The sequence below is a fragment of the Shewanella sp. Sh95 genome (genome assembly GCF_001308045.1).
In the GTDB taxonomy this organism is placed as follows: Bacteria; Pseudomonadota; Gammaproteobacteria; order Enterobacterales; family Shewanellaceae; genus Shewanella; species Shewanella xiamenensis.
This window is the reverse complement of the sequence record NZ_LGYY01000146.1, coordinates 159,288-179,302: the sequence shown is the minus strand read 5'-3', so window position 1 is coordinate 179,302 and position 20,015 is coordinate 159,288. Positions and strand designations below refer to the sequence as shown.

Sequence of the window (20,015 nt, the reverse complement as noted above, 5' to 3'; positions counted from 1 at the left end):
TTAGCTTTCCACTGGGCGATAGCGTCCTCATCAATCCAGAAGGTAAGTGAGCCACGATTAATTAAGGCTTGATTGTATTGCTTCCAGTTAGTTGTTTTATAGCGAGGTTTTGACACGATTGATGGGTGAGTTGATAGGCTATGCCGATCAGATCACCAGCTATGGTTTTAGTTCAACTGATTTAGGAAACAAAGCCTAGTTCATTGTGTTATCAACATTGGCCCACCAATGGCTGTCATAAAGACAATTAATGTCATTATGACAATTTTTATTGCTATCAAAAAGACACCATTAAGAATTTAAATTAAATTTTTTTCCTTTATTTTCAATAACAAAAATACTTGGCACATATTGCGCAATAGCAAATTACAGGTATCAAAATGACGTTGGATTAAGGGGATTTATGAGCAAACAAAAACTCACCGCTATCGCACTATTATTAGTGTTGATTGCCTCATTTACTGTACTACTGAGCGTAGGCAGTGAAATTTATCGAGAAAAACCACCCATTCCCAGTGCATTTGTCGATGTGAATGGCCAAGTTATCTTTAGTGAAAATGATATAGAACAAGGTCAATTAGTATGGCGCTCAATGGGCGGCCATCAACTCGGTTCGATTTGGGGACATGGCTCCTATGTCGCCCCCGATTGGACCGCAGACTGGTTACACAGAGAAGCCCAAGCTTGGCTCGACCTGCGCGCCAAGCAACAATATCAAACGCCTTTCGAGCAACTAGGCTCCCAAGAAAAAGCGGGGCTTGAACAAGCATTAAGGGATGATTTACGCCATAACAGTGTTGAACAACAGATCGATGGCACTCAGCTTATTAGGCTATCGACCACACGGGTAGAAGCAATTCGCACGGTTAATCAACACTATTTATCCTTGTTTGGTGATGACCCTAAACTCAGTTCACTACGCGAACAATACGCCATGAAAGAGGGTACAGTGCCCGATGTTACACGCCGAGAACAACTTAATGCGTTCCTGTTTTGGGGGGCTTGGGCTGCCATCACTGAACGCCCAGATGCACCCTATACATACACCAATAACTGGCCGTTCGATCCTCAATTAGGCAATACTCCCACCTCGGATAATATTGTCTGGTCGATACTCAGTATCGTGACCCTGATAGCGGGTATTGGTGGATTGCTATGGCACCATGCCAGCGGTAAGCACGAAAGTCTGCCTAAGCCGTCGGAACAAGACCCGCTGTTTTTCACTAAACCAACCGCTTCACAAAAAGCCGTCGGCAAATACTTCATAACGGCGATAGGTCTCTTTTTACTGCAAATTTTACTCGGAGGCATTACCGCTCACTATGCGGTAGAAGGCCAAGAGTTTTATGGTTTACCTATTGCGGAAATACTCCCCTATTCAGTAACGCGTACTTGGCACACCCAATTAGCCGTATTTTGGATCGCAACTGCTTGGTTAGGTACAGGACTGTATATTGCTCCTGCGTTATCGGGCCATGAACCCAAATATCAACGAATAGGCGTTAACGTACTCTGGGTAGCCTTAGTGGTGGTTGTGCTCGGTTCAATGGCGGGCGAATGGATTGGGGTGCAACAGTATTTTGACCTCGATATGAACTTTCTCTTTGGTCATCAAGGATATGAATACATAGATCTTGGTCGAGTATGGCAAATCTTACTCCTCGTTGGATTACTGATTTGGCTCGCCCTCGTCACCGCCGCCATCAAACCCGCCCTCAAAGTTCAAGGCGAGATGCGCCCTGTTATTTGGGTACTCTATGCCTCCTGCGTCGCAATTGGTTTGTTCTATGGCGCCGGCCTCTTTATGGGCAAACACTCCAACTTAGCGATTGCAGAATACTGGCGTTGGTGGGTAGTACATCTGTGGGTTGAGGGCTTCTTCGAAACCTTTGCGACTGCCGTTATCGCCTTAATGCTGGTACGTTTGGGCTTAATCCGTGGCCGTAGCGCCAACGGTGCGGTCTTGTTTACAACGGTAATCTTCTTAACCGGTGGTTTAATCGGCACTTTACACCACCTCTATTTTACTGGCACACCAACCTCGGTTATCGCCTGGGGCGCAATTTTCTCGGCCTTAGAAGTGGTGCCTTTAGCCATCATAGGTTTTGAAGCAATGGAAACCTACCGCTTGCGTAAAGCCAGTCCATGGATGCAGCGTTATCACTGGGCGATTATGTTCTTTGTGGCTACCGCGTTTTGGAACTTGGTCGGTGCCGGTATGCTGGGCTTCTTAATCAACCCGCCAATCTCGCTCTATTACATTCAAGGCTTAAATACCACTGCCACCCACGGTCACGCCGCCTTTATGGGGGTTTATGGCATGCTCGGCATGGGGCTAATGCTTTTCTGTCTGCGCGGTCTAACTGGCAATATGCAGTGGAATGACAAAATGCTCAAAGGCGCCTTCTGGAGCCTCAATATTGGCCTAGCGGCTATGGTGTTTATGTCACTATTACCTGTGGGGATTACGCAGTTTTTTGCAGTCATCGACCACGGCTATTGGTATGCCCGCTCGCCAGAGGTCATTCATAGTCCGCTGATTGAAAGACTGGTATGGATGCGTATGTTTGGGGATATCATCTTCAGTATCGGCGGATTATTGATGGGCACCTTCTTATTTGACTTAATTAGAAAGGCCCTGAATAAACCTGCAAAGTTACAAGGGGAGCAATTACTACCAGACCACTAACACGAGACTAAATAACGGTTAGTCCCATACCAAGGTGCCATTGCTGGCACCTTGGTTGCCTAATCTCTAGCAGCTACGTTGCGGTGAGTCATTCCTGCATACATTTTGCTGTTAGTCGTGTTTAAACTACATGTATCAATATAACAATCAATGGTATAAATCAGGGTAATCTAGCTGCTGGAGTTTTTATGGCCCTTAGTCAAACCGATCTTACCCGTATCGCCCTCGATATCACCTCAGGTTTAGCCCATAGAGACCGCTTCTCACGGCTGCTCAACACCGTTAGAGAAAACTTACACTGTGATGCCGCTGCGCTACTCACGTTTCATGGTCAGTATTTTACCCCACTCGCCATCGATGGTTTGAATGATGACGTACTAGGCAGACGTTTTATCCTTAATGAGCACCCAAGGCTTGAGGCTATTGCCCGTGCGGGGGATATAGTGCGCTTCCCAGCTGACAGCGAACTTGCAGACCCTTACGATGGTTTAATCCCCAATCAAACAGGCGCATTAAAAGTGCATGCCTGTATTGGACTACCGTTATTTGCCGATGAACAACTTATCGGGGCCGTAACTATCGATGCCTTTAATCCTCTGCAATTTGATCAATTCAGCAATGCCGAGCTACGCAGTTTAAGTGCCATTGCCGCAGCATCTTTAAGTAATGCTTTACTGGTTGAAAAACTTGAACGTATGGCCCTAAACAGCCATTCAACCCATGCACAAGAAAATAGCCCTAATCTGAGCCAGAATGCCGAAATCATTGGCCATTCGCCCTTAATGCAAAGTTTAAACCGAGAGATTGAAGTCGTAGCCCATAGCGATCTGAATGTGCTGATCTTGGGCGAGACCGGCACAGGCAAGGAGTTAGTCGCCCAGGCGATACATCAAAAATCTGCAAGATCCAGTAAACCATTGGTCTATCTAAATTGTGCAGCACTCCCCGAATCGGTTGCCGAAAGCGAACTCTTCGGTCATATCAAAGGTGCGTTTACAGGTGCAATTAGCCATCGCAGTGGCAAATTTGAAATGGCCGACAAAGGCACACTCTTTCTAGACGAGATTGGCGAACTACCCCTCACACTCCAAGCCAAGTTATTGCGAATATTACAATATGGCGACATACAAAAGGTAGGTGATGATCGCAGCCTAAAAGTCGATGTCCGCATCATAGCCGCAACCAATAAAGATCTTAAGACAGAAGTGCTTGCTGGCCGCTTTAGGGCAGACCTTTACCATAGGTTAAGTGTATTTCCGATACTGGTTCCGCCCTTACGGGAGCGCGAACAGGACATCACACTACTGAGCGGATTCTTTGCTGAACGCTACAGGCAAAAACTCGGGATGAAACAACTTAATTTCAGCAACAGTAGCCTACTCTTGCTCAATCAATATACTTGGCCGGGTAATGTACGCGAACTGGAACACGCTATCCATAGGGCGACAGTTCTAGCACGCGTAACCGCACAGGACGGCTGCTGTACCATTGCGCCACAACATTTCGATTTGCCTGTTACACTTAACACCTCAAAAATGAGTTCATTGGCAATCACGCCGTTGAGCAATGCAACGCAAATCCAGCAAGAGTTTGTTAGCTTATCCCTAGCAACCGACACATTTCAGCGCGACTACATCAAACAAGTCTTTACCACACATACTGGCAATTGGGCTGCCACGGCAAGGACATTAGGAGTTGACCCAGGCAATCTGCATCGGCTCGCAAAACGTTTAAAGCTAAAATAAGCAATAAATACGCTTTATGAACCATATTTCAGTTGAAATAATATCCAAAATAAGGAAGGATGCGAGCTTCGCGCGCCAGTGCATTGTGTATTACAATTTGCCGCCCGATTTTGGGAAGAAACTGCCGCGTAAAACAGGTTATTTTATTAACAGGAATCGTAGTATCCGCTTATGAGTATGCTTCGCACCACAGCTTTATTATTGACTTTGGTTTTTCCAAGTCTCTCCGCTTTAGCAACGGAATACCCTTTACCGTCTTCTAAGAGCCGGTTAGTTGGCGAGAACCTGTATTACACAGTGCCAGAGGGTAAACATACCCTCGAAGATATTGCCGCTCAGTTCCAACTCGGCCTAAGCAACTTGCTGGAAGCAAACCCTGGTGTTGATCCGTTTCTTCCAAAGCCAGGCAGTAAATTGTTAATTCCTAAACAATTAATTCTGCCCAATGCGCCACGTGAAGGCATAGTAATCAACGTTGCTGAAATGCGTCTGTATTACTATCCAAAAGGCAAAAATACCGTGGAAGTTCTACCTATCGGTATTGGCCAAATTGGTAAAGACACGCCAGAAAACTGGGTAACCAGCGTGCAACGTAAACGTGCTAACCCGACATGGACACCAACGCCACGCATTCGTAAAGAATATGCGGCAAGGGGCGAAATTCTGCCAGCGGTATGGCCAGCAGGTCCAGATAACCCAATGGGGCTCTATGCACTCTACATTGGTAACTTGTATGCCATCCATGGTACCAACGCAAGCTTCGGTATTGGTTTACGTGTTAGCCAAGGCTGCGTGCGTTTACGTCACGATGATATTGAACATCTGTTCAAAACAGTGCCAGTTGGAACACGTGTACAATTTGTGAACCAACCGATTAAAGCGACCGAAGAGCCAGATGGAAAGCGTTATTTAGCCGTGCATCAGCCGCTATCACGCACTATTGCAGAGTTTGAGTCCAACGAGCCTGTGGCAATTGCTTTACCAAAAGACATCGCTAAGTTTATTGCCAAAGCTGATACCGACTCCAGCGTGATCAAAAAGCTACTGGACGAGCGCACAGGCGTACCGACAATTATTAATCAATAGTTGTATGGCTAGGGCGTGTTAACGCTGCTTACTCTATAAAAATACCCGCCTTGGCGGGTATTTTTATATTGGTTGCAATTAAGCTTTGTAATCAATCACATAAAGGCGCGCATAGCGCTAAGAAGTGGGTCATTGCCGCGCTATTTGCTAACACCCGTTGATCAAAGTTTTGCAACGCTGGCGTTTCGGTACAGGCGCCAACACGCGCGCCACTGCGCACTAAACATGCCTCAAACGACGTATCGAAATGATTGAAAATCAAGCCATCTTTAACCGGGCAACCATCAATCTCACCATCAACAGCAATGGGGAAATATCCTGCCAGCGTATCGCGTAAATCGAGACTAAAACGCCCTGGCACTTGGCTTGGCTCAAAAGAATAAACATAAGCTTCATGACTTAAGACGTCTTCATGGCAGGTTAAAATACCATCACGACTCGCTGCAATCAGTAATTGTGCGTGTTCTAACAGTAATTTACCTTCAACTGAGGTGCTCTCATTTGCCTTAGGTTTACCGTTTTCAAATACAAAGCCTCGGTTAGGGTTTTCACCAAATTTGTTAAATCGGTGGCCGCGTTTAAACCCCGTTGGATTCACCAAAGGCAAAATACTTAAATTTACCCGTTCGAATAATTCGACTGATGCCTCACTTAAAAAGTGCAGTAATCCCCAAGGACCAGCTGACTCTTCACCGTGAAATCCTGCGCTGATCAATAACGAAGGTAAGCCAGATTTCGCGGCAGGTGACTGATACAGACTGACACTGTATTTACCCACGTCACCGAGTTTTTTCTCAACCATCCCCAAACGGGACATTTCCTGCTCAAGCTGTAGATAAAAATTATCGATATCAGTGCTTTCACAGTTAAAAATATCGCTTTTCCACTGAAAGGATTCGAACGGAGATCTGCTTACCATATCTTGTACTTATGCCAGAAAAAGAACTGTGCCATCATAGCAGCTCTTTACAAAAACTGAATGCTATTCAACTGATTTAGATGAAATCCGACGAGTGCCTGACGCGCCAACACCACCACTGCGTTATGCCATCAATCGGAAATTGAGATGGGATGCCAAATGAACACACACACCCGCCTTGGACTTGCTATATTGGTGATGCTGCTTAGTCCAGCACTCAAGGCACAATGTCAAATCGAAGGCGCTGCAACGCTATATCAATTAGAATCACGCATCGAAACTTACTCCCTCGCGAATGGCCTTACCGTACACTTATTGCCCCTTGAGGATAAACACACCCTCACCATTGCCAGCCAATTTACTGTGGGGGCGCGCAACGAGACTAAGGGGCAAACGGGATACGCGCATTTGTTCGAGCATATGTTATTCAAGGGCAGTGAACAGGCACCAGGCGACACCTATGCACAACAGCTAAGTGCCTTAGGCGCCCGCTTTAATGCCAGCACCCACTTCGATTACACCAATTACTATGTCACTCTGCCGAGCCAAGCCCTCGCCTTGGGCTTGTTCCTCGAGGCCGATCGTTTTATTCGCCCCAATTTGACCGAAACCACAGTGAAAAATCAGCAAGAAACCGTGCTCCAAGAGATGGCGCAGACCATAGATAATCAACCCTATGTGCGTAGTGCGATGGAATTTCTGCTAGCACAGGTTAAAGATACGCCCTATGGCCACGGTATTATCGGTAGCCGTGAGGATATTACTCAGGCAAGTCCCGAGCGGTTAATCGCCTTTCATAGCGCCCATTATCGTCCCGATGCGATGCAGCTATCTCTGGTCGGCACACTTCCCTCCGACGTCAAGTCGCTTATAGCACAACACTTTAGTGCTTGGCCCACGCCTAATCAGCCGATTGCCAAATTTGACGAGCTAAAAATTAACCCTAAGCCCGTGCATGCGGAGCTCATTGATGAACGTGGCCCTTGGCCCGGCTTACTGCTTGCGTGGCATACGGTAGGTAAAAATCATCCCGATGCTGCCGCTATTCGACTGCTCGAAGGCTATTTATTTCAAAATACTCGCAGCGCCCTCGCACAAATCAGCCTGCACGATCCGGCACAAATGTTGAGTTATTCACTGCCCTTTGAGCTAGAAAATCATGGCATAACCAATCTGGTATTAGTGCCAAGGGCAAAAACCTCCCTTAATGCGCTAACCGACATGGTCTTAGCGTTAATTAAGCAAACCCAACAAACTCGCATAAGTGATGCAACGCTTTGTCAGCTCAAGCAAACCTGGTTAAATCAGCGTTTGGGGCAGCTCGACAACACTCAATCCCTAGCCACCTTACTATCAGCCACCGACAAACAGGATCAAGCCCATCCCTTAACGGCGCAATGGGAAAGGATTAACGCAGTAACCACAGCGGATATCCAGCGCGTTGCCCTGCAATACTTTACTCCCAATATGGTCAGGGTTGATCTGTTACCGCCTTGGTATATCCGCTTTGGAAAAACCTTACTCGAATGGTTACCCACAGGTGTTAGCGACGATTTAGAGGATGCAGTGCTATGATGAAAACATTCAGATACAACTGCTTAATGCCAACCTCAAGATTATCTAACGCACTGCAAACCATGAGTATTGGTCTTATTGCTGTCATACTGGGTGCCTGTCAGCAGACACCGCTTAGCTTTACCCCAACTCAAGCGCCCAGTTTGGCAAACTTTGATACCCAACCCAACCTACCTCAAGTTGGGAATATTTATCTTCCCAATGAGCAACCTTTTATTGATGTCACCCCCAATGGCGTCACCCTACCTTACCAGTTACAGCGTACGACTAGCGCGACTCAAAACCTTAGTAACAGAATGAGCCTAGTAGCAATTAGCCCCACTATACCCTTTGATAATCCTGATATTTTACAAGTCGCCTTTCAGGAAAAAGCTCGTAGCCTAGCGCTGACCCAAGCCGATGCTTGCCTTGAAACCTTCGAAACTCGTGTCACGCTGCATAGCATTAATATCAGCTTAACGTGCCCCGCATCAGCTAATCATCTCTACCAGTTACTGATACAGTTTTGGCAACCCGATGCATTTAGTGAAGCGGCGGCAATCGATATCGATAATATTCGTCGTCAATTGAAGCTTAATAAGCATTTAAATGCCTTTAGTGGCGCCGAAATCGATAAAGTCTGGCGGGACAAACTCCTAGGGACAGCACATCCCTACAACAAGAACATCAACAATCAGGCCTTGTTTGACTCACTTAGCCTAAGCGAACTGTCGCGGCTACAGCAGAACACCTTTGCTCAGGCAAACTGGCAGTTATTTTTACCTAATCATGCGCAAACCGAGTTTGATATTAAGCAGAGCCTCAGCCAGTGGCCAACTCGCATAAATACGGACTCTCCATCACACCTCATCAACACTCAACAGCCACCACAATCCCGCACGCTGTATTTGATTGATGCACCGGGTAGTGTGCAAACACAAGTGCGAATAGGGTATGCCCTCGACGATAAGCATTTGTCAGCGCAGGATATGCCGTTAGCTTGCCGCAGCTTAGCCGCACTCTTAGGACGCAGTTTTTCTGGGCGACTCTATTACGATTTGCGAGAGAAGCGTGGTTTGACCTACGGGATCTATGGTCAGTGCGCCAATGCACCACTCTCCACTAGCATCAAGTTTTATGGCAGCACGGCAATAGAACATACGGGCGCCTTTGTGGTGGGGATCTTAGAACATTTGAAACTGCTGGCTTCAACGCCTGCAAGCGAAGGGGAATTAGCCGCCCTAAAAACCTATCTGATTGGCGAAGCCTTGTTAACGCAAGATAACCCTAACCTGAGCGAAACCCAATTTATTCATCAACAGGTGCTTGGATTAGCTCCACAATCGATACAAGCCATAAACCTTAAACTGCAGGCGCTATCGCCTAGTCAGTTGATGCAATTAGCACAACAAGCGTTTTATGGTGAACCTCTAATCATTTTACGGGGAGATGTCGCCAAAATCTCGGCGGATCTCTCAGCTAAGCTGCCGGGATGGCAACTAGAGGAGGTCAAGGTGAATGATTGATCTCGTTATAATTTATCCTTAGGAACATCACTCACGTTGCCTTGCTGTAACATTTGGGCATGGCCTTGTTCCATTTGCGCTAAGTCTTCCATAGCAGCGCCCGAGTCGATATTCGTATGGGCTTGATGATTTTCAGCACTGCTGGTCTCGACCTTATCCGAGGTTATCAATGCAGCATTTTGCGACTCGTTATCGGTAGCGGCCATAACGCCATTCGGCGCTAAAGAGTCATCTTTTACTGGCGATAACAACATAGACTCAGTTGTCACTGACGGACTCTGCTCAGTACTCACTGACGTTGAAGCCGTTTGACCAAGGGTTGTGAACCATGAAGTCAACGGTGTTGGTGCCATCATTCCAGCAACCGCGATGAGCGCAACTGCAGCAGCACCATAGGACAACCATTTGTGTACTCCCTGCCGATGATCTTTAGGCTCGCTGGCATATAAGGCGTTAACGTGAGCGGTTTTCGCATTGGAAGCAATAACGTCTGGCGCTAAGGTCTGAAGTAAGTCGGGCAAATGATCCAATTCAGTATTTTTTAGGCGCTGACCGATAAATTGTCCGCCCTCATAAATCTCTAATTGATGGCTCAACACTTCGCCTTCAACGACACCAGAACTCACAATCACTAACTTATTACAACGCACTTTGCCACGAAAAACCCCGCAAACTCTCAGTTCATCACAACTCACTTCACCCATGATCTCACCGCCAAACTCAATTTTAATCAGTCCAGCACCGCGGATCTTACCTGTTAATGCCCCCGCAACGAATGCCGTGCCCGCCAGTTGCATCTCACCTTCAATTGCGGTTGAAGCACTGATAAATGTGGCACTATGGCCTTTGCTACCCATAGGTTTAGTTCCAGATCATTATTTTTGTGAAAAAGATGTTAGGTTAAAAGTTCTCAATAATAAAGCATTGGATTCCTTTGATATTTAACCAGGCTGTGTTTTAGACAAGATTTTAGCCCTGCAACAATCTATGTTAGGCTGAAGACGATTGGGCTGATATCTCAACCCATATTGGTCCTAGCACCGCCTAAAATTGACTCAATTTATGACAAATTCCATGACCTTCAACCCGTTGTCACCCTCAACTCAAAACCAAACACCATTAGCCATTTATCAAGCCAAAATCGGCGCCGAGCTGATTGAAGATCCCGCGCAGGCGCAGGCAGTGCTCGCCTTAGATAAGTTGTATCAGCAGATTATTGGTCGAACAGACGCTCAGCCACTCAAAGGTTTATATCTATGGGGCGATGTCGGGCGCGGTAAAACCTTTCTGATGGATTTGTTCTTTGATGCTCTGCCACAGCAAGGAAAACTGAGATTGCACTTTCACCGCTTTATGGCGCGAGTGCACCAAGCCTTAAAGGAACATGCGGGGCAGCGCGATCCCCTTAAATTGATTGCAAAAAATTTAGCAAAGGAGTGTAAGATACTCTGCTTCGATGAGTTTTTTGTCTCAGATATTGGCGATGCCATGATCCTCGCTGGTTTGTTTGAAACCTTGTTTGCCCAAGGAGTCGTGCTGGTTGCCACATCCAACATTCCCATCGAACGTTTATATGAAAATGGCCTAGCAAGGCACAGATTTTTACCCTGCATTGCCCAGCTCCTAGCCCATACCCAAATGCTGCATCTGAATGGCGAGCAAGACCACAGGTTGCACGCCTTGAATCACGAACCGTCGGCAGAGGCCATTGCCGCCACTTCAAAGCATATTGGGCTGACTGGCACACTGGATTTTGATGGTATTTTTACCACACTCACTCAAGGCGCAAACACTGTTCAAGCGAATACGCTACGAGTCTGTCAGCGTGATATCCCCGTCGTGCGCGCCACTGCTGAAGACCAACTCCCCTCCGTTGCTTGGTTCGACTTTTATGCCCTGTGTGATGGCCCGCGCTCACAACTCGATTACATCGAAATTGCCTGTCGATTTAAGATCGTAATGCTGAGCGGTGTTCCCAAACTGGGCGGCGAAGTAAAAAGCTGGATCCGCGCCCGTGGCACTGAGGATGGCACTGGCGAGAACCAAGCGGCCGCTACCGGTGAGCGGCAACTCTCTTACGCCGCCAACGATGATCCTGCTCGGCGTTTTATCAGCCTTATCGATGAGTTATACGATCAAGATGCCAGTTTATATTTAAGCTGCGACGTCCCACTGATGGATCTCTACCAAGGCGGCGCCCTCAGTTTTGAGTTTCGACGCACCTATAGTCGGCTAATCGAAATGAGCCACAGCACAAAACAATCCTGACCCCTCAACACGCCCGAAGAAACGGCAGCGGTCAACCTCTGCCATAACCCTTTACCGAGACAAACTTTCAGGCGCAAAGATAGCACTTAACTGCTGGATATCTGCCGCAACCCACTCTGGTTCGATACACTCGGCAAGATGGGCCGCCATAAACGCCACAAGCTGCATTGCGGCATAGGGCAAACGCTTGTCCCGACGGCCAACAAGATACCAATTACTCTCCAGTGGAAATCCGTTCACTGACAAGATTGCGGGTTTTTCACGCCCTTCCTGTAGGGTGTGGGCAGAAATAACCGATAAGCCTAAGCCTGATGCCACGCTCAAGCGGATCGCTTCATTACTCTCAATTTGCATCGTTTCACTCAAGGCGATCCCTTGAGCGCTACACCAAGATTCAAACATCAGCCGAGTTGCCGAGCCGGGCTCGCGGATAATAAAACGCTCTTGCTTCAACTCACTAAAGCGAACTTGTTGACGGCCAACCGCCCAATGATCCTTAGGCGCAATAAGCTGCAGCGGATTTTTAATGATCCTCGCCGATAACACTTGCTCACCACTGGGTGGATGACTGAAGAGATATAAATCATCTTCTTGGCGCTCAAATCGTCCCAAAATATGCGCGCGGTTACCGATATTTAAGGTCACTTTGACCTGCGGGAATTGCCGATAAAACGCCCCCAAAATCCGTGGTACCACATATTTTGCCGTAGTCACTAAACCGATATTGATATGGCCAATGCTGCCACCTCTGGCTTGCTGGATAAAGGCATCGAAATCTTCAAAGCGGCTCAATGTGTCGCAGGCGGCTCGGTAAAGCTCTTGCCCTATTAAGGTTGGCGACATACGGCCATCAATACTGTTCAGCAAAGGTTCGCCCAAAATATCCGCTAACTTTTTAAGTTGCAGTGACACTGTGGGCTGAGTAAGGTGCAGGGTGCGAGCCGCCGCCGAAATATTGCCCAATCGAACCACCTGCACATAAACCTCAAGTAACCGAAAACTCAAATGCCGTAGTTTTAATTGACCTTGAGAAGATTTATCCATAGATAATTATCTATACCTAATTAGCAAATAATTTATTTTTCAATATATCGAATTAGGTTCAGAATCTCCAGCGTTCAATGGTTTTCAAATAAAATGATAGCCTTAAAATATTAATGCCTTTATTAATGAGATACTTATGCCAGATATTGTCATAGCATTTTTCGCCTTAGGTTTGCTCGCAGGCTTAGTCAAATCCGACCTTAAAGTGCCACCCGCCATTTACGAAACCCTGTCTATTTTGTTAATGCTGACCTTAGGGTTAAAGGGCGGTATGGCACTGCATGGTCATACTCAACACTTAGTGATCACTGAACTCGTTGCTGTTGTTGCACTGGGTTTGATCATCCCATTAGTACTTTACCCTGTGCTCACGCGCTTAGTTCGGCTCGGACGCACGGATGCCATTAGTATCGCAGCCCATTATGGATCGGTCAGCGCAGGCACATTTGCCGTTGTTATCGCCATGGTGGAAAAATCAGGGATGATATTAAGACCGGAAACCACCTTATATTTGGTGCTACTCGAACTCCCTGCGATTGTGGTTATGCTCTGGTTACACCGATATTTAAGCGCTAAACAGCCGCTAGAAGCTACAGTGCCTAATACTCAGCAATCGAGCATACTGCATGAGGCCTTGACCAGCCGCGGCGTAATACTCCTAGTGGGTGGAGTCGTCATAGGTTGGCTTTATGGTCCGACAGGGCTTGCACCGATTAGTCCTGTATTACTCGGTGGTTTTAAAACGCTACTGGCCTTGTTTTTACTGGAGATGGGATTAGTCACAGCGAAAGTCTGTTTACCACTCCCATTGCAGCAGTGGCGCTTATTAGTGTTTGCCGCCGTCACACCTTTTATCTTGGCATGGTGTGGGATTGGAGTGGGGTTATGGCTCGAGTTACCGGCCGGAAGCATCTTAGTGCTTGCAGGTTTAAGTGCCAGTGCCTCTTATATTGCCGCCCCCGCCGCCATACGAGCCGCCATTCCCGAAGCGAATATCGGACTCGCTATGTTAGCATCCCTCGGGATTACCTTTCCGGTGAACGTGTTAATCGGTTTACCCTTGTACCAACACTGGATAATGCAAATTACCGGATAACAATTTGTCATAAGGGAGACTCAGGTCTCCCTTTTTATATCCGCCATTAAGGGTTATTTGAATGATGTTCGGCTTTATCTTGATACATTGCCCTATCGGCAGCATCGAGTAAATCCTCAAGATTGATATCCGAATCAGGCGACCAATGGGCGATACCTATGCTACTCGCTAAGGTGGGCTGTTGTGGATGCTGTTGATTATATTGGTCAAGTAATGATTGAAAGCGTTTGATGGCAACGTCAACGGCATCGGGTTTCACAAAACTTAACAGCACCACAAACTCATCACCGCCAAGCCGAGCAACAACATCAGATTCCCTAAATGCGGCAATCAAAATATGGGCAAAATCGTACAGCAACCGATCGCCCATTAAATGCCCAAAGTTATCGTTGATTTCCTTAAAACTATCTAAATCAAAGAAAAATAACACTGCTTGCGCACGTTGACGACGACAACTTGCCAATGCTTTATTCGCCAATAATTCAAAACCACGACGATTTGAAATTGTGGTTAACTTGTCAGAAATATTTTGCGACAGAGAGAGCAATTCCGCCTCTACCATTTTGCCGAGATCGGTTAATGTTTCAATATCTTCATCGCTAAAGATCCGTGCACAGCTACCAATCAAACACAGAGTCCCAACTCGATAATGATTAATCGTTAAAGAATAGCCTGCATAGAAACGAATATGAGGCGCATCAACCACTAAGGGATTATCGGCAAAGCGGGAATCTTTTAAGGCATCTTCTATAAAAAACACTCCGGGATGATTTATTGCATGGCCACAAAAGGAAATATTTCTGGAGGTTTCGGTGACGTCTAATCCTTGGCAAGATTTAAACCATTGACGATCTTCGTCAACTAAACTGACCAGACAAATAGGCACAGAAAAAATTCTTTTTGCCAGCCGTGTGATACGGTCGAAACGCTCTTCAGCATCAGTATTTAAAATATTCAGCGCTCGCAAGGTTGCTAAACGCGCTAACTCATTCTCGGGAATGGGAGGTAATAGCATACTTCGCTCCGCTAATGGCTCTCTATCAAGCGTAGACTAACGACTGAATTCACGTATAACTTACTCAAGTATCGCCTGATAAATAGCAAGTATCCGCTCCGCATGAGCAGCTACATCGGCGTAAGCCAACTTCCCTGATTTTTGCTGTAGAGTTAGGCGATGATTTTCATCCCTTAACCAGCAATAACTTTGGGTTAAATGTTGAGCGCTCATCAGTGGCAAGAGCTCAAGCTCAGCCAACACGCCGAAGATACGCACATTATCTGACCAAATTGACAACTCAGGGTACTCATGGGCATTGGCGAGCACTAAGTATTGTGCAATAAACTCAATATCCGCAATCCCGCCAGGACTCTGTTTTAAATCAAACTCACCTTCGGCAACCTTAAGCAAATGGTCGCGCATCTTCTGCCGCATCTCACGAACCGCTTTTTTAAGCTCGTCTTTGTCCCTTGGCTGCTCTAAGACTGAAGCGCGGATTTGGCTAAACTTGACAGCCAAGCTATTATCACCAAACACAAAACGTGAACGCACTAACGCTTGATGTTCCCATGTCCACGCCTCTTGGGTTTGATATTCACTAAAGCGGGCGATCTCACTCACCATAAGACCCGATGCCCCAGAAGGACGCAGGCGCATATCCACTTCATACAATTCACCCGAGGTCGTTCGGGTCGAGAATAAGTGCAGAATACGTTGAGCAAGTTTAAGGTAAAAATGACCAACTTCAATCGGTCGATCACCATTGGTTAGGCTATTGGTCATATTTTCCGGCGCTTCATACAGAAAAACCAAATCCAAATCTGAGCCATAACCCAGCTCAATACCCCCTAACTTGCCATACCCAATCACCGCAAAGCCCGTGTCGCTGCTTTCCGCTAGATAACTCGGCACGCCATGGCGCACCGCTATCTGCTGCCATGCCTGCATCACCACTTGTTCGATAATAGCTTCAGCCAAAAAAGTCAAATGGTCACTCACCTGCATCACAGGCAATACACCGGTGACATCCGCAGCGGCAATTTTAAGTTGTTGCGACAGCTTAAACTGGCGCAGCGCCTCCATTTGCTGCTCCATATCATCCTCTGGTACCCGCAGCAAATACTGGCGCAGTTCACTCGGATAATCATCCAACGAAGTTGTATCGTATAGATGCGCTGGGTCGATAAGCTCATCAAGCAGCATAGGAAACTTTGCAAGTTGCACCGCAATCCAAGGACTTGCGCAGCACAGACTCACCAGTTGCTGACGGGCGCCGGGGTTTTCGCACAGTAACTCAAGGTAGGTAGTACGCGTTAAAATTTGCTCAAGCACTTTAGACACGGGCTCAAAAGCCGCCGACGGGCTAGGTTGATTAAGCAGCTCGTCGAGCAACCTTGGCATTAATTTATCGAGAGTTTCACGTCCACGCGGGCCAATCGAGCGTTTCGTCACGGTTTCACGCCAACGACTCAGTAAAGGCCAGAGTTTTTCATCATCAATCTGCTGCTCAGCTAACAAGTTGATTGCGTGATCATCCTGCTGCACGTTCCACAACTGCGCCGTCCAATGCTCGGCTTTTTCTTCGCCTTCTTCGCCGCCAACGGTAGCCTTAAAGTGACGATGAATTTTCGCCATCGCCGCCTCGATATGGGTACGAAGATCAGTTTCATTAGCTATCTCTAGCACATAACAAAGTCTCTCCCAATCGAGAGAATTATTCGGCAAGGTTTGCGTTTGTTTATCATCAATCGCTTGCAAAAGATTCTCGACACGGCGCAGCAATAAATAACTGTGTTTTAGCTCATCGACCGCCAGATATTCAAACTGCCCAAGGCTATAAAGGGTGCCCATAGCACCAAACAGACTTTGCTGGCGCAGCGAGGGTTCACGACCACCACGGATCAACTGGAAGCTTTGTACAACGAACTCCACCTCACGAATCCCTCCCGCACCGAGCTTAATATTGTCGGTTAACTGACGACGGCGGACTTCTTGTGCGATGAGTTGTTTCATTTTTCGCAGGGATTCAATCGCCGAAAAATCGATATAACGGCGATAAACAAAGGGGCGCAACAAACTGTGTAGCTCGTCGGAAAAATGATCCCAAGGCCCGAGCGAGCGGGCTTTAACCATGGCATAGCGCTCCCAATCACGCCCTTGCTCTTGGTAATAATCCTCAAGACCACTAAAGCTCACGACTAAAGGCCCGCTCTCGCCATAAGGGCGCAGGCGCATATCGACGCGGAATACAAAACCATCAACAGTAATTTGGTCGAGTAAATTAACGAGCCTCTGTCCCATTCGGATGAAAAACTGTTGATTATCAAGACTACGACGACCACCAACGGTTTCACCATGTTCTGGGAAAGTAAAAATCAGATCGATATCAGAAGAGAAGTTCAACTCTCGGCCACCGAGTTTTCCCATACCCAAAATTAATAGCGGTTGAGGATTACCCGCCTTATCCATTGGTGTCCCGTATTGCGCGCACATCTCTTTATAAAGCCAATCCCTTGCGCCAATAACTAACGCCTCTGCGAGCGCAGAAAGATCGAGCAAAGACTCCTCTAAGCTGGCGTAATCTAAAAAGTCTCGCCATGCTAACCGCACCATTTGATAATTACGGAATCGCCGCAATAGGCGTTTTGCCATGTCTTCGGTAGTGGCGCTAGTTAATAGCTCGCGTAACTGGGCATCAAACAATTTTCGTTCGACTTGCTGCAAATCATCGGCAAACAGGGTGTTGATCCATTCAGGAGAACGAGTTAACTGCGCTGCGATATAATCGCTTAATCCTAAAACGTTTTTCAGTTCCTGCTGCTGCGCAGGCGTTAAATTTGCCAGTCCTTCTGACCATACTTCGGCGAGGCGTGCCCAATGCCGCTCTGCGGCTTGAGTAACGAGGGGAGACAATGACTTATTACTGTCTTTTTGTACGGCCATAATAATCCCTAACAAATTTAAACATCGACATATTATGTCACAAATGATATAGAATGAAATCGCATCAGGTTTAACAAAGTTGCTATGCCTTAACGCGTGTTTCTATAAATGGCAAAACTTAAGTTCCCTCAAGAGAGCAACCCCTCTTTCTTGGCTGTTTAGGGTACTATAACCTGTGAGGCAAACATATTGGGCAAGTTGATTATTATTGTCCGCCCATATTTGAGTTTTATTTCAGCACTTTTGGAGAAAACATGGCAGGAATGCTAATGCGTGTTCTCACGTCGATGCTCATTTTGGCCGCGACCTTATCGCTAACGGGTTGTGGCGATGATCGGCCGGAGAAAATAGAGAAGTATCAACAACTCACAGAGCAGCGTCTCACAACCCTCAATACCATGCTTGATGACGGTCAGGTGCGTAATGCTAATCTGCTCAAGCAATATAGCAGCTTGCTAAAACAGCAAAAGCCCGATTTGGCGCCATTAGTGGATGAATTAGCCAAGGATGCAACCGCCGAAGGGCCCATGTATGCCTCGCTCAAACGCCGCTTAGCTGATGCCAAAAATTCGGCCAACTTTACCGATCTCGACCAACAATTAGCCGAGGTTGAGAATCTCTATCAAGCAGCCGATCCTAGCCTGTATAACGACATGCTATCCGATCCGGTGAACGTGATCGCAGATATGTCAGAGGGTAAGCTTGCCCGTGTCAATGCCATCAGCCGTGAAGCGGCGGCCCTTGCCAATAATGCCGAGGACTATGGCCCTGGTAGTCAACTAGTGGGTAACCCAGCCTACGGCAGCTGGCAGACAGACTCGAGCGGCATGTCCTTCTGGGCTTGGTACGGCATGTATTCGATGTTTTCGAATATTTTCCACCGCCCCATTTATTACGACCGTTGGTCGGGTAACCGTGGCTACAGCTATTACAACGACGTAGGTCGCTATCGCTATACCTCGCCAAAACAAGCACAGGCGCAGGAAAAAACCTTCGAGCAGACCAAAAAACGTTTCGATTCTCAAGGGAAACGCTTCGACAGCCCCTATTCAAAATCGCGCACGGGTGCCACGGCTCTCTCCCGTGAGAGCAGCAGCGCACCTAAAACCAATACCACAGCGAATAAGTCGAGCGCGCAGTCGGGCAGCAAATTCCGCTCAAATTATTCTAAAGACAGCAGTTTCCGTAATTCCAGCAACCGCACGACCCGCAGTGTGCGCCGAGGCAAGTAAACTAAAGGATCTCCCATGACATTATTTCAGGATTTCGGTATCACACCAGAGCTAGTCACCATACTGGCAATTGACCTCACGATTGCGGTTATCTTATTGACATTAATGCGTTATTTGCAGGGTTGGAGCGTTAGAGTCAACAGCAGTAAAGAGCTGGCCGAACGCGATAACTTTGCCTTTGGGATCAGCACCGCCGGTGCCGTTGCTGCGTTAGGCATTGTGCTCACAGGCGCCATCACTGGTGCCGCAGCGCCCTCCTATTTAACTGAAGCGATAGGCATGAGTGCCTATGGTTTATTTGGTTTAATACTGATTAAATTTGGGCGCTTTCTACACGATAAAATCGCGTTAAATGAACTCGATAAAAATCAGCAAATTGTTAAAGGTAACGTGTCTGTCGCCATTGTGGATGCCAGTGTTGCTATCGCCACCGCAATCATTATTCGCGCAGTACTGTTATGGGCTGAAGATTTAACAATCGACACTTTTATTGCCATCTTTAGCGCCTTTGCGATTTCACAACTCATGCTGGTGCTTCTCACCCGCTTACGTGAAAAACGTTTCGCAAGCCGTAACCAAGATTCATCAATGCAACAGGCACTCGCTCAAGGTCATACCGCTTTAGCCATCCGCCACGCCGGATTTATGATCGCTATGGCGCTCAGCTTTAATGCTGCGAGTCACTTTATTCTTTTCAATCCAACGGCCTATGTCACTAACATCATTGGTTGGTTGGTGTTTTCAATCATAATGTTAGTCGTACTGACACTGCTGCTGTTTATCATTAAAAAGCTGGTTTTAGCACGTATCAATTTAGCGGATGAAGTCGAAAGACAACATAATATTGGTATCGCTGCCGTGGAAATGGCCATCAGTATTGCTATCGCACTTATTCTCACGGCCCTAATGGCGTAAT

At 47.0% G+C, this 20,015-nt stretch carries 14 protein-coding genes and 1 pseudogene; 9 read left to right on the top strand and 6 right to left on the bottom strand.

Annotation, left to right across the window (positions count from 1 at the left end; genetic code table 11):
* A pseudogene (locus tag AEA42_RS22305) lies at positions 1-116 on the bottom strand (IS5/IS1182 family transposase); the annotation flags it as partial.
* 287 nt (positions 117-403) lie between these two features.
* On the opposite strand from AEA42_RS22305, the gene AEA42_RS11240 reads away from it, so the two are divergent.
* The 3 genes from AEA42_RS11240 (at position 404) to AEA42_RS11230 (ending at position 5,520) form a co-directional block, all read left to right on the top strand.
* Positions 404-2,689 carry a nitric-oxide reductase large subunit gene (locus tag AEA42_RS11240; protein ID WP_055647760.1) on the top strand — a complete coding sequence of 762 codons (2,286 nt, stop codon included), beginning with the start codon at positions 404-406 and terminating at the stop codon, positions 2,687-2,689.
* A gap of 188 nt (positions 2,690-2,877) precedes the next feature.
* Entirely contained in the window at positions 2,878-4,434 is a 1,557-nt protein-coding gene (norR, locus tag AEA42_RS11235; protein WP_055647759.1) for a nitric oxide reductase transcriptional regulator NorR, read from the top strand.
* Positions 4,435-4,605: 171 nt separating this feature from the next.
* Positions 4,606-5,520: a L,D-transpeptidase family protein gene (locus AEA42_RS11230; protein ID WP_037421718.1), complete on the top strand. Its 915-nt coding sequence runs from the start codon at positions 4,606-4,608 to the stop codon at positions 5,518-5,520.
* Positions 5,521-5,611: 91 nt separating this feature from the next.
* Here AEA42_RS11230 and AEA42_RS11225 read toward each other — a convergent pair whose 3' ends face one another.
* Positions 5,612-6,439 (bottom strand): M14 family metallocarboxypeptidase, encoded by an 828-nt coding sequence (locus AEA42_RS11225; RefSeq protein WP_037421721.1) that lies wholly within the window; start codon positions 6,437-6,439, stop codon positions 5,612-5,614.
* A 159-nt stretch (positions 6,440-6,598) separates the two neighbouring features.
* Between AEA42_RS11225 and AEA42_RS11220 the strand changes: the two genes are divergently transcribed.
* Both AEA42_RS11220 and AEA42_RS11215 read left to right on the top strand, forming a co-directional pair.
* Positions 6,599-8,014: a pitrilysin family protein gene (locus AEA42_RS11220; RefSeq protein WP_055647758.1), complete on the top strand. Its 1,416-nt coding sequence runs from the start codon at positions 6,599-6,601 to the stop codon at positions 8,012-8,014.
* A 26-nt stretch (positions 8,015-8,040) separates the two neighbouring features.
* Entirely contained in the window at positions 8,041-9,519 is a 1,479-nt protein-coding gene (locus AEA42_RS11215; protein WP_109277728.1) for an insulinase family protein, read from the top strand.
* A gap of 5 nt (positions 9,520-9,524) precedes the next feature.
* Here the strand turns inward: AEA42_RS11215 and AEA42_RS11210 are convergent, their stop codons facing one another.
* Entirely contained in the window at positions 9,525-10,376 is an 852-nt protein-coding gene (locus AEA42_RS11210) for a polymer-forming cytoskeletal protein (RefSeq protein ID WP_047539572.1), read from the bottom strand.
* Positions 10,377-10,581: 205 nt separating this feature from the next.
* On the opposite strand from AEA42_RS11210, the gene zapE reads away from it, so the two are divergent.
* Complete coding sequence (gene zapE, locus AEA42_RS11205) at positions 10,582-11,787, top strand: cell division protein ZapE (protein ID WP_055647756.1); 1,206 nt, start codon at positions 10,582-10,584, stop codon at positions 11,785-11,787.
* Positions 11,788-11,838: 51 nt separating this feature from the next.
* Here zapE and AEA42_RS11200 read toward each other — a convergent pair whose 3' ends face one another.
* Positions 11,839-12,831 (bottom strand): LysR family transcriptional regulator, encoded by a 993-nt coding sequence (locus AEA42_RS11200; protein ID WP_055647755.1) that lies wholly within the window; start codon positions 12,829-12,831, stop codon positions 11,839-11,841.
* Between the two features lie 136 nt (positions 12,832-12,967).
* On the opposite strand from AEA42_RS11200, the gene AEA42_RS11195 reads away from it, so the two are divergent.
* On the top strand, positions 12,968-13,927 hold the full coding sequence (locus AEA42_RS11195) for a sodium-dependent bicarbonate transport family permease (protein ID WP_055647754.1): 960 nt from the start codon (positions 12,968-12,970) through the stop codon (positions 13,925-13,927).
* A 46-nt stretch (positions 13,928-13,973) separates the two neighbouring features.
* Here AEA42_RS11195 and AEA42_RS11190 read toward each other — a convergent pair whose 3' ends face one another.
* Positions 13,974-14,942 carry a sensor domain-containing diguanylate cyclase gene (locus AEA42_RS11190; RefSeq protein WP_055647753.1) on the bottom strand — a complete coding sequence of 323 codons (969 nt, stop codon included), beginning with the start codon at positions 14,940-14,942 and terminating at the stop codon, positions 13,974-13,976.
* Positions 14,943-15,002: 60 nt separating this feature from the next.
* Positions 15,003-17,867, bottom strand: a complete 2,865-nt coding sequence (gene glnE, locus AEA42_RS11185) for a bifunctional [glutamate--ammonia ligase]-adenylyl-L-tyrosine phosphorylase/[glutamate--ammonia-ligase] adenylyltransferase (protein WP_055647752.1) — start codon at positions 17,865-17,867, stop codon at positions 15,003-15,005.
* 254 nt (positions 17,868-18,121) lie between these two features.
* Here glnE and AEA42_RS11180 point away from each other — a divergent pair, with 254 nt between their 5' ends.
* The gene (locus AEA42_RS11180) at positions 18,122-19,099 is read left to right on the top strand and encodes a hypothetical protein (RefSeq protein ID WP_055647751.1); all 978 of its coding nucleotides are present in this window, start codon (positions 18,122-18,124) and stop codon (positions 19,097-19,099) included.
* A 15-nt stretch (positions 19,100-19,114) separates the two neighbouring features.
* On the top strand, positions 19,115-20,014 hold the full coding sequence (locus AEA42_RS11175; protein ID WP_037430257.1) for a DUF350 domain-containing protein: 900 nt from the start codon (positions 19,115-19,117) through the stop codon (positions 20,012-20,014).
* Position 20,015: the final 1 nt, after the last annotated feature.

Excerpts from the sequence above, each read along its gene's own strand:
- AEA42_RS11240 (WP_055647760.1), top strand. The coding sequence starts at position 404 with ATGAGCAAACAAAAACTCACCGCTATCGCACTATTATTAGTGTTGATT.
- norR (WP_055647759.1), top strand. The coding sequence starts at position 2,878 with ATGGCCCTTAGTCAAACCGATCTTACCCGTATCGCCCTCGATATCACC.
- AEA42_RS11230 (WP_037421718.1), top strand. The coding sequence starts at position 4,606 with ATGAGTATGCTTCGCACCACAGCTTTATTATTGACTTTGGTTTTTCCA.
- AEA42_RS11225 (WP_037421721.1), bottom strand. The coding sequence starts at position 6,439 with ATGGTAAGCAGATCTCCGTTCGAATCCTTTCAGTGGAAAAGCGATATT.
- AEA42_RS11220 (WP_055647758.1), top strand. The coding sequence starts at position 6,599 with ATGAACACACACACCCGCCTTGGACTTGCTATATTGGTGATGCTGCTT.
- AEA42_RS11215 (WP_109277728.1), top strand. The coding sequence starts at position 8,041 with ATGCCAACCTCAAGATTATCTAACGCACTGCAAACCATGAGTATTGGT.
- AEA42_RS11210 (WP_047539572.1), bottom strand. The coding sequence starts at position 10,376 with ATGGGTAGCAAAGGCCATAGTGCCACATTTATCAGTGCTTCAACCGCA.
- zapE (WP_055647756.1), top strand. The coding sequence starts at position 10,582 with ATGACAAATTCCATGACCTTCAACCCGTTGTCACCCTCAACTCAAAAC.
- AEA42_RS11200 (WP_055647755.1), bottom strand. The coding sequence starts at position 12,831 with ATGGATAAATCTTCTCAAGGTCAATTAAAACTACGGCATTTGAGTTTT.
- AEA42_RS11195 (WP_055647754.1), top strand. The coding sequence starts at position 12,968 with ATGCCAGATATTGTCATAGCATTTTTCGCCTTAGGTTTGCTCGCAGGC.
- AEA42_RS11190 (WP_055647753.1), bottom strand. The coding sequence starts at position 14,942 with ATGCTATTACCTCCCATTCCCGAGAATGAGTTAGCGCGTTTAGCAACC.
- glnE (WP_055647752.1), bottom strand. The coding sequence starts at position 17,867 with ATGGCCGTACAAAAAGACAGTAATAAGTCATTGTCTCCCCTCGTTACT.
- AEA42_RS11180 (WP_055647751.1), top strand. The coding sequence starts at position 18,122 with ATGGCAGGAATGCTAATGCGTGTTCTCACGTCGATGCTCATTTTGGCC.
- AEA42_RS11175 (WP_037430257.1), top strand. The coding sequence starts at position 19,115 with ATGACATTATTTCAGGATTTCGGTATCACACCAGAGCTAGTCACCATA.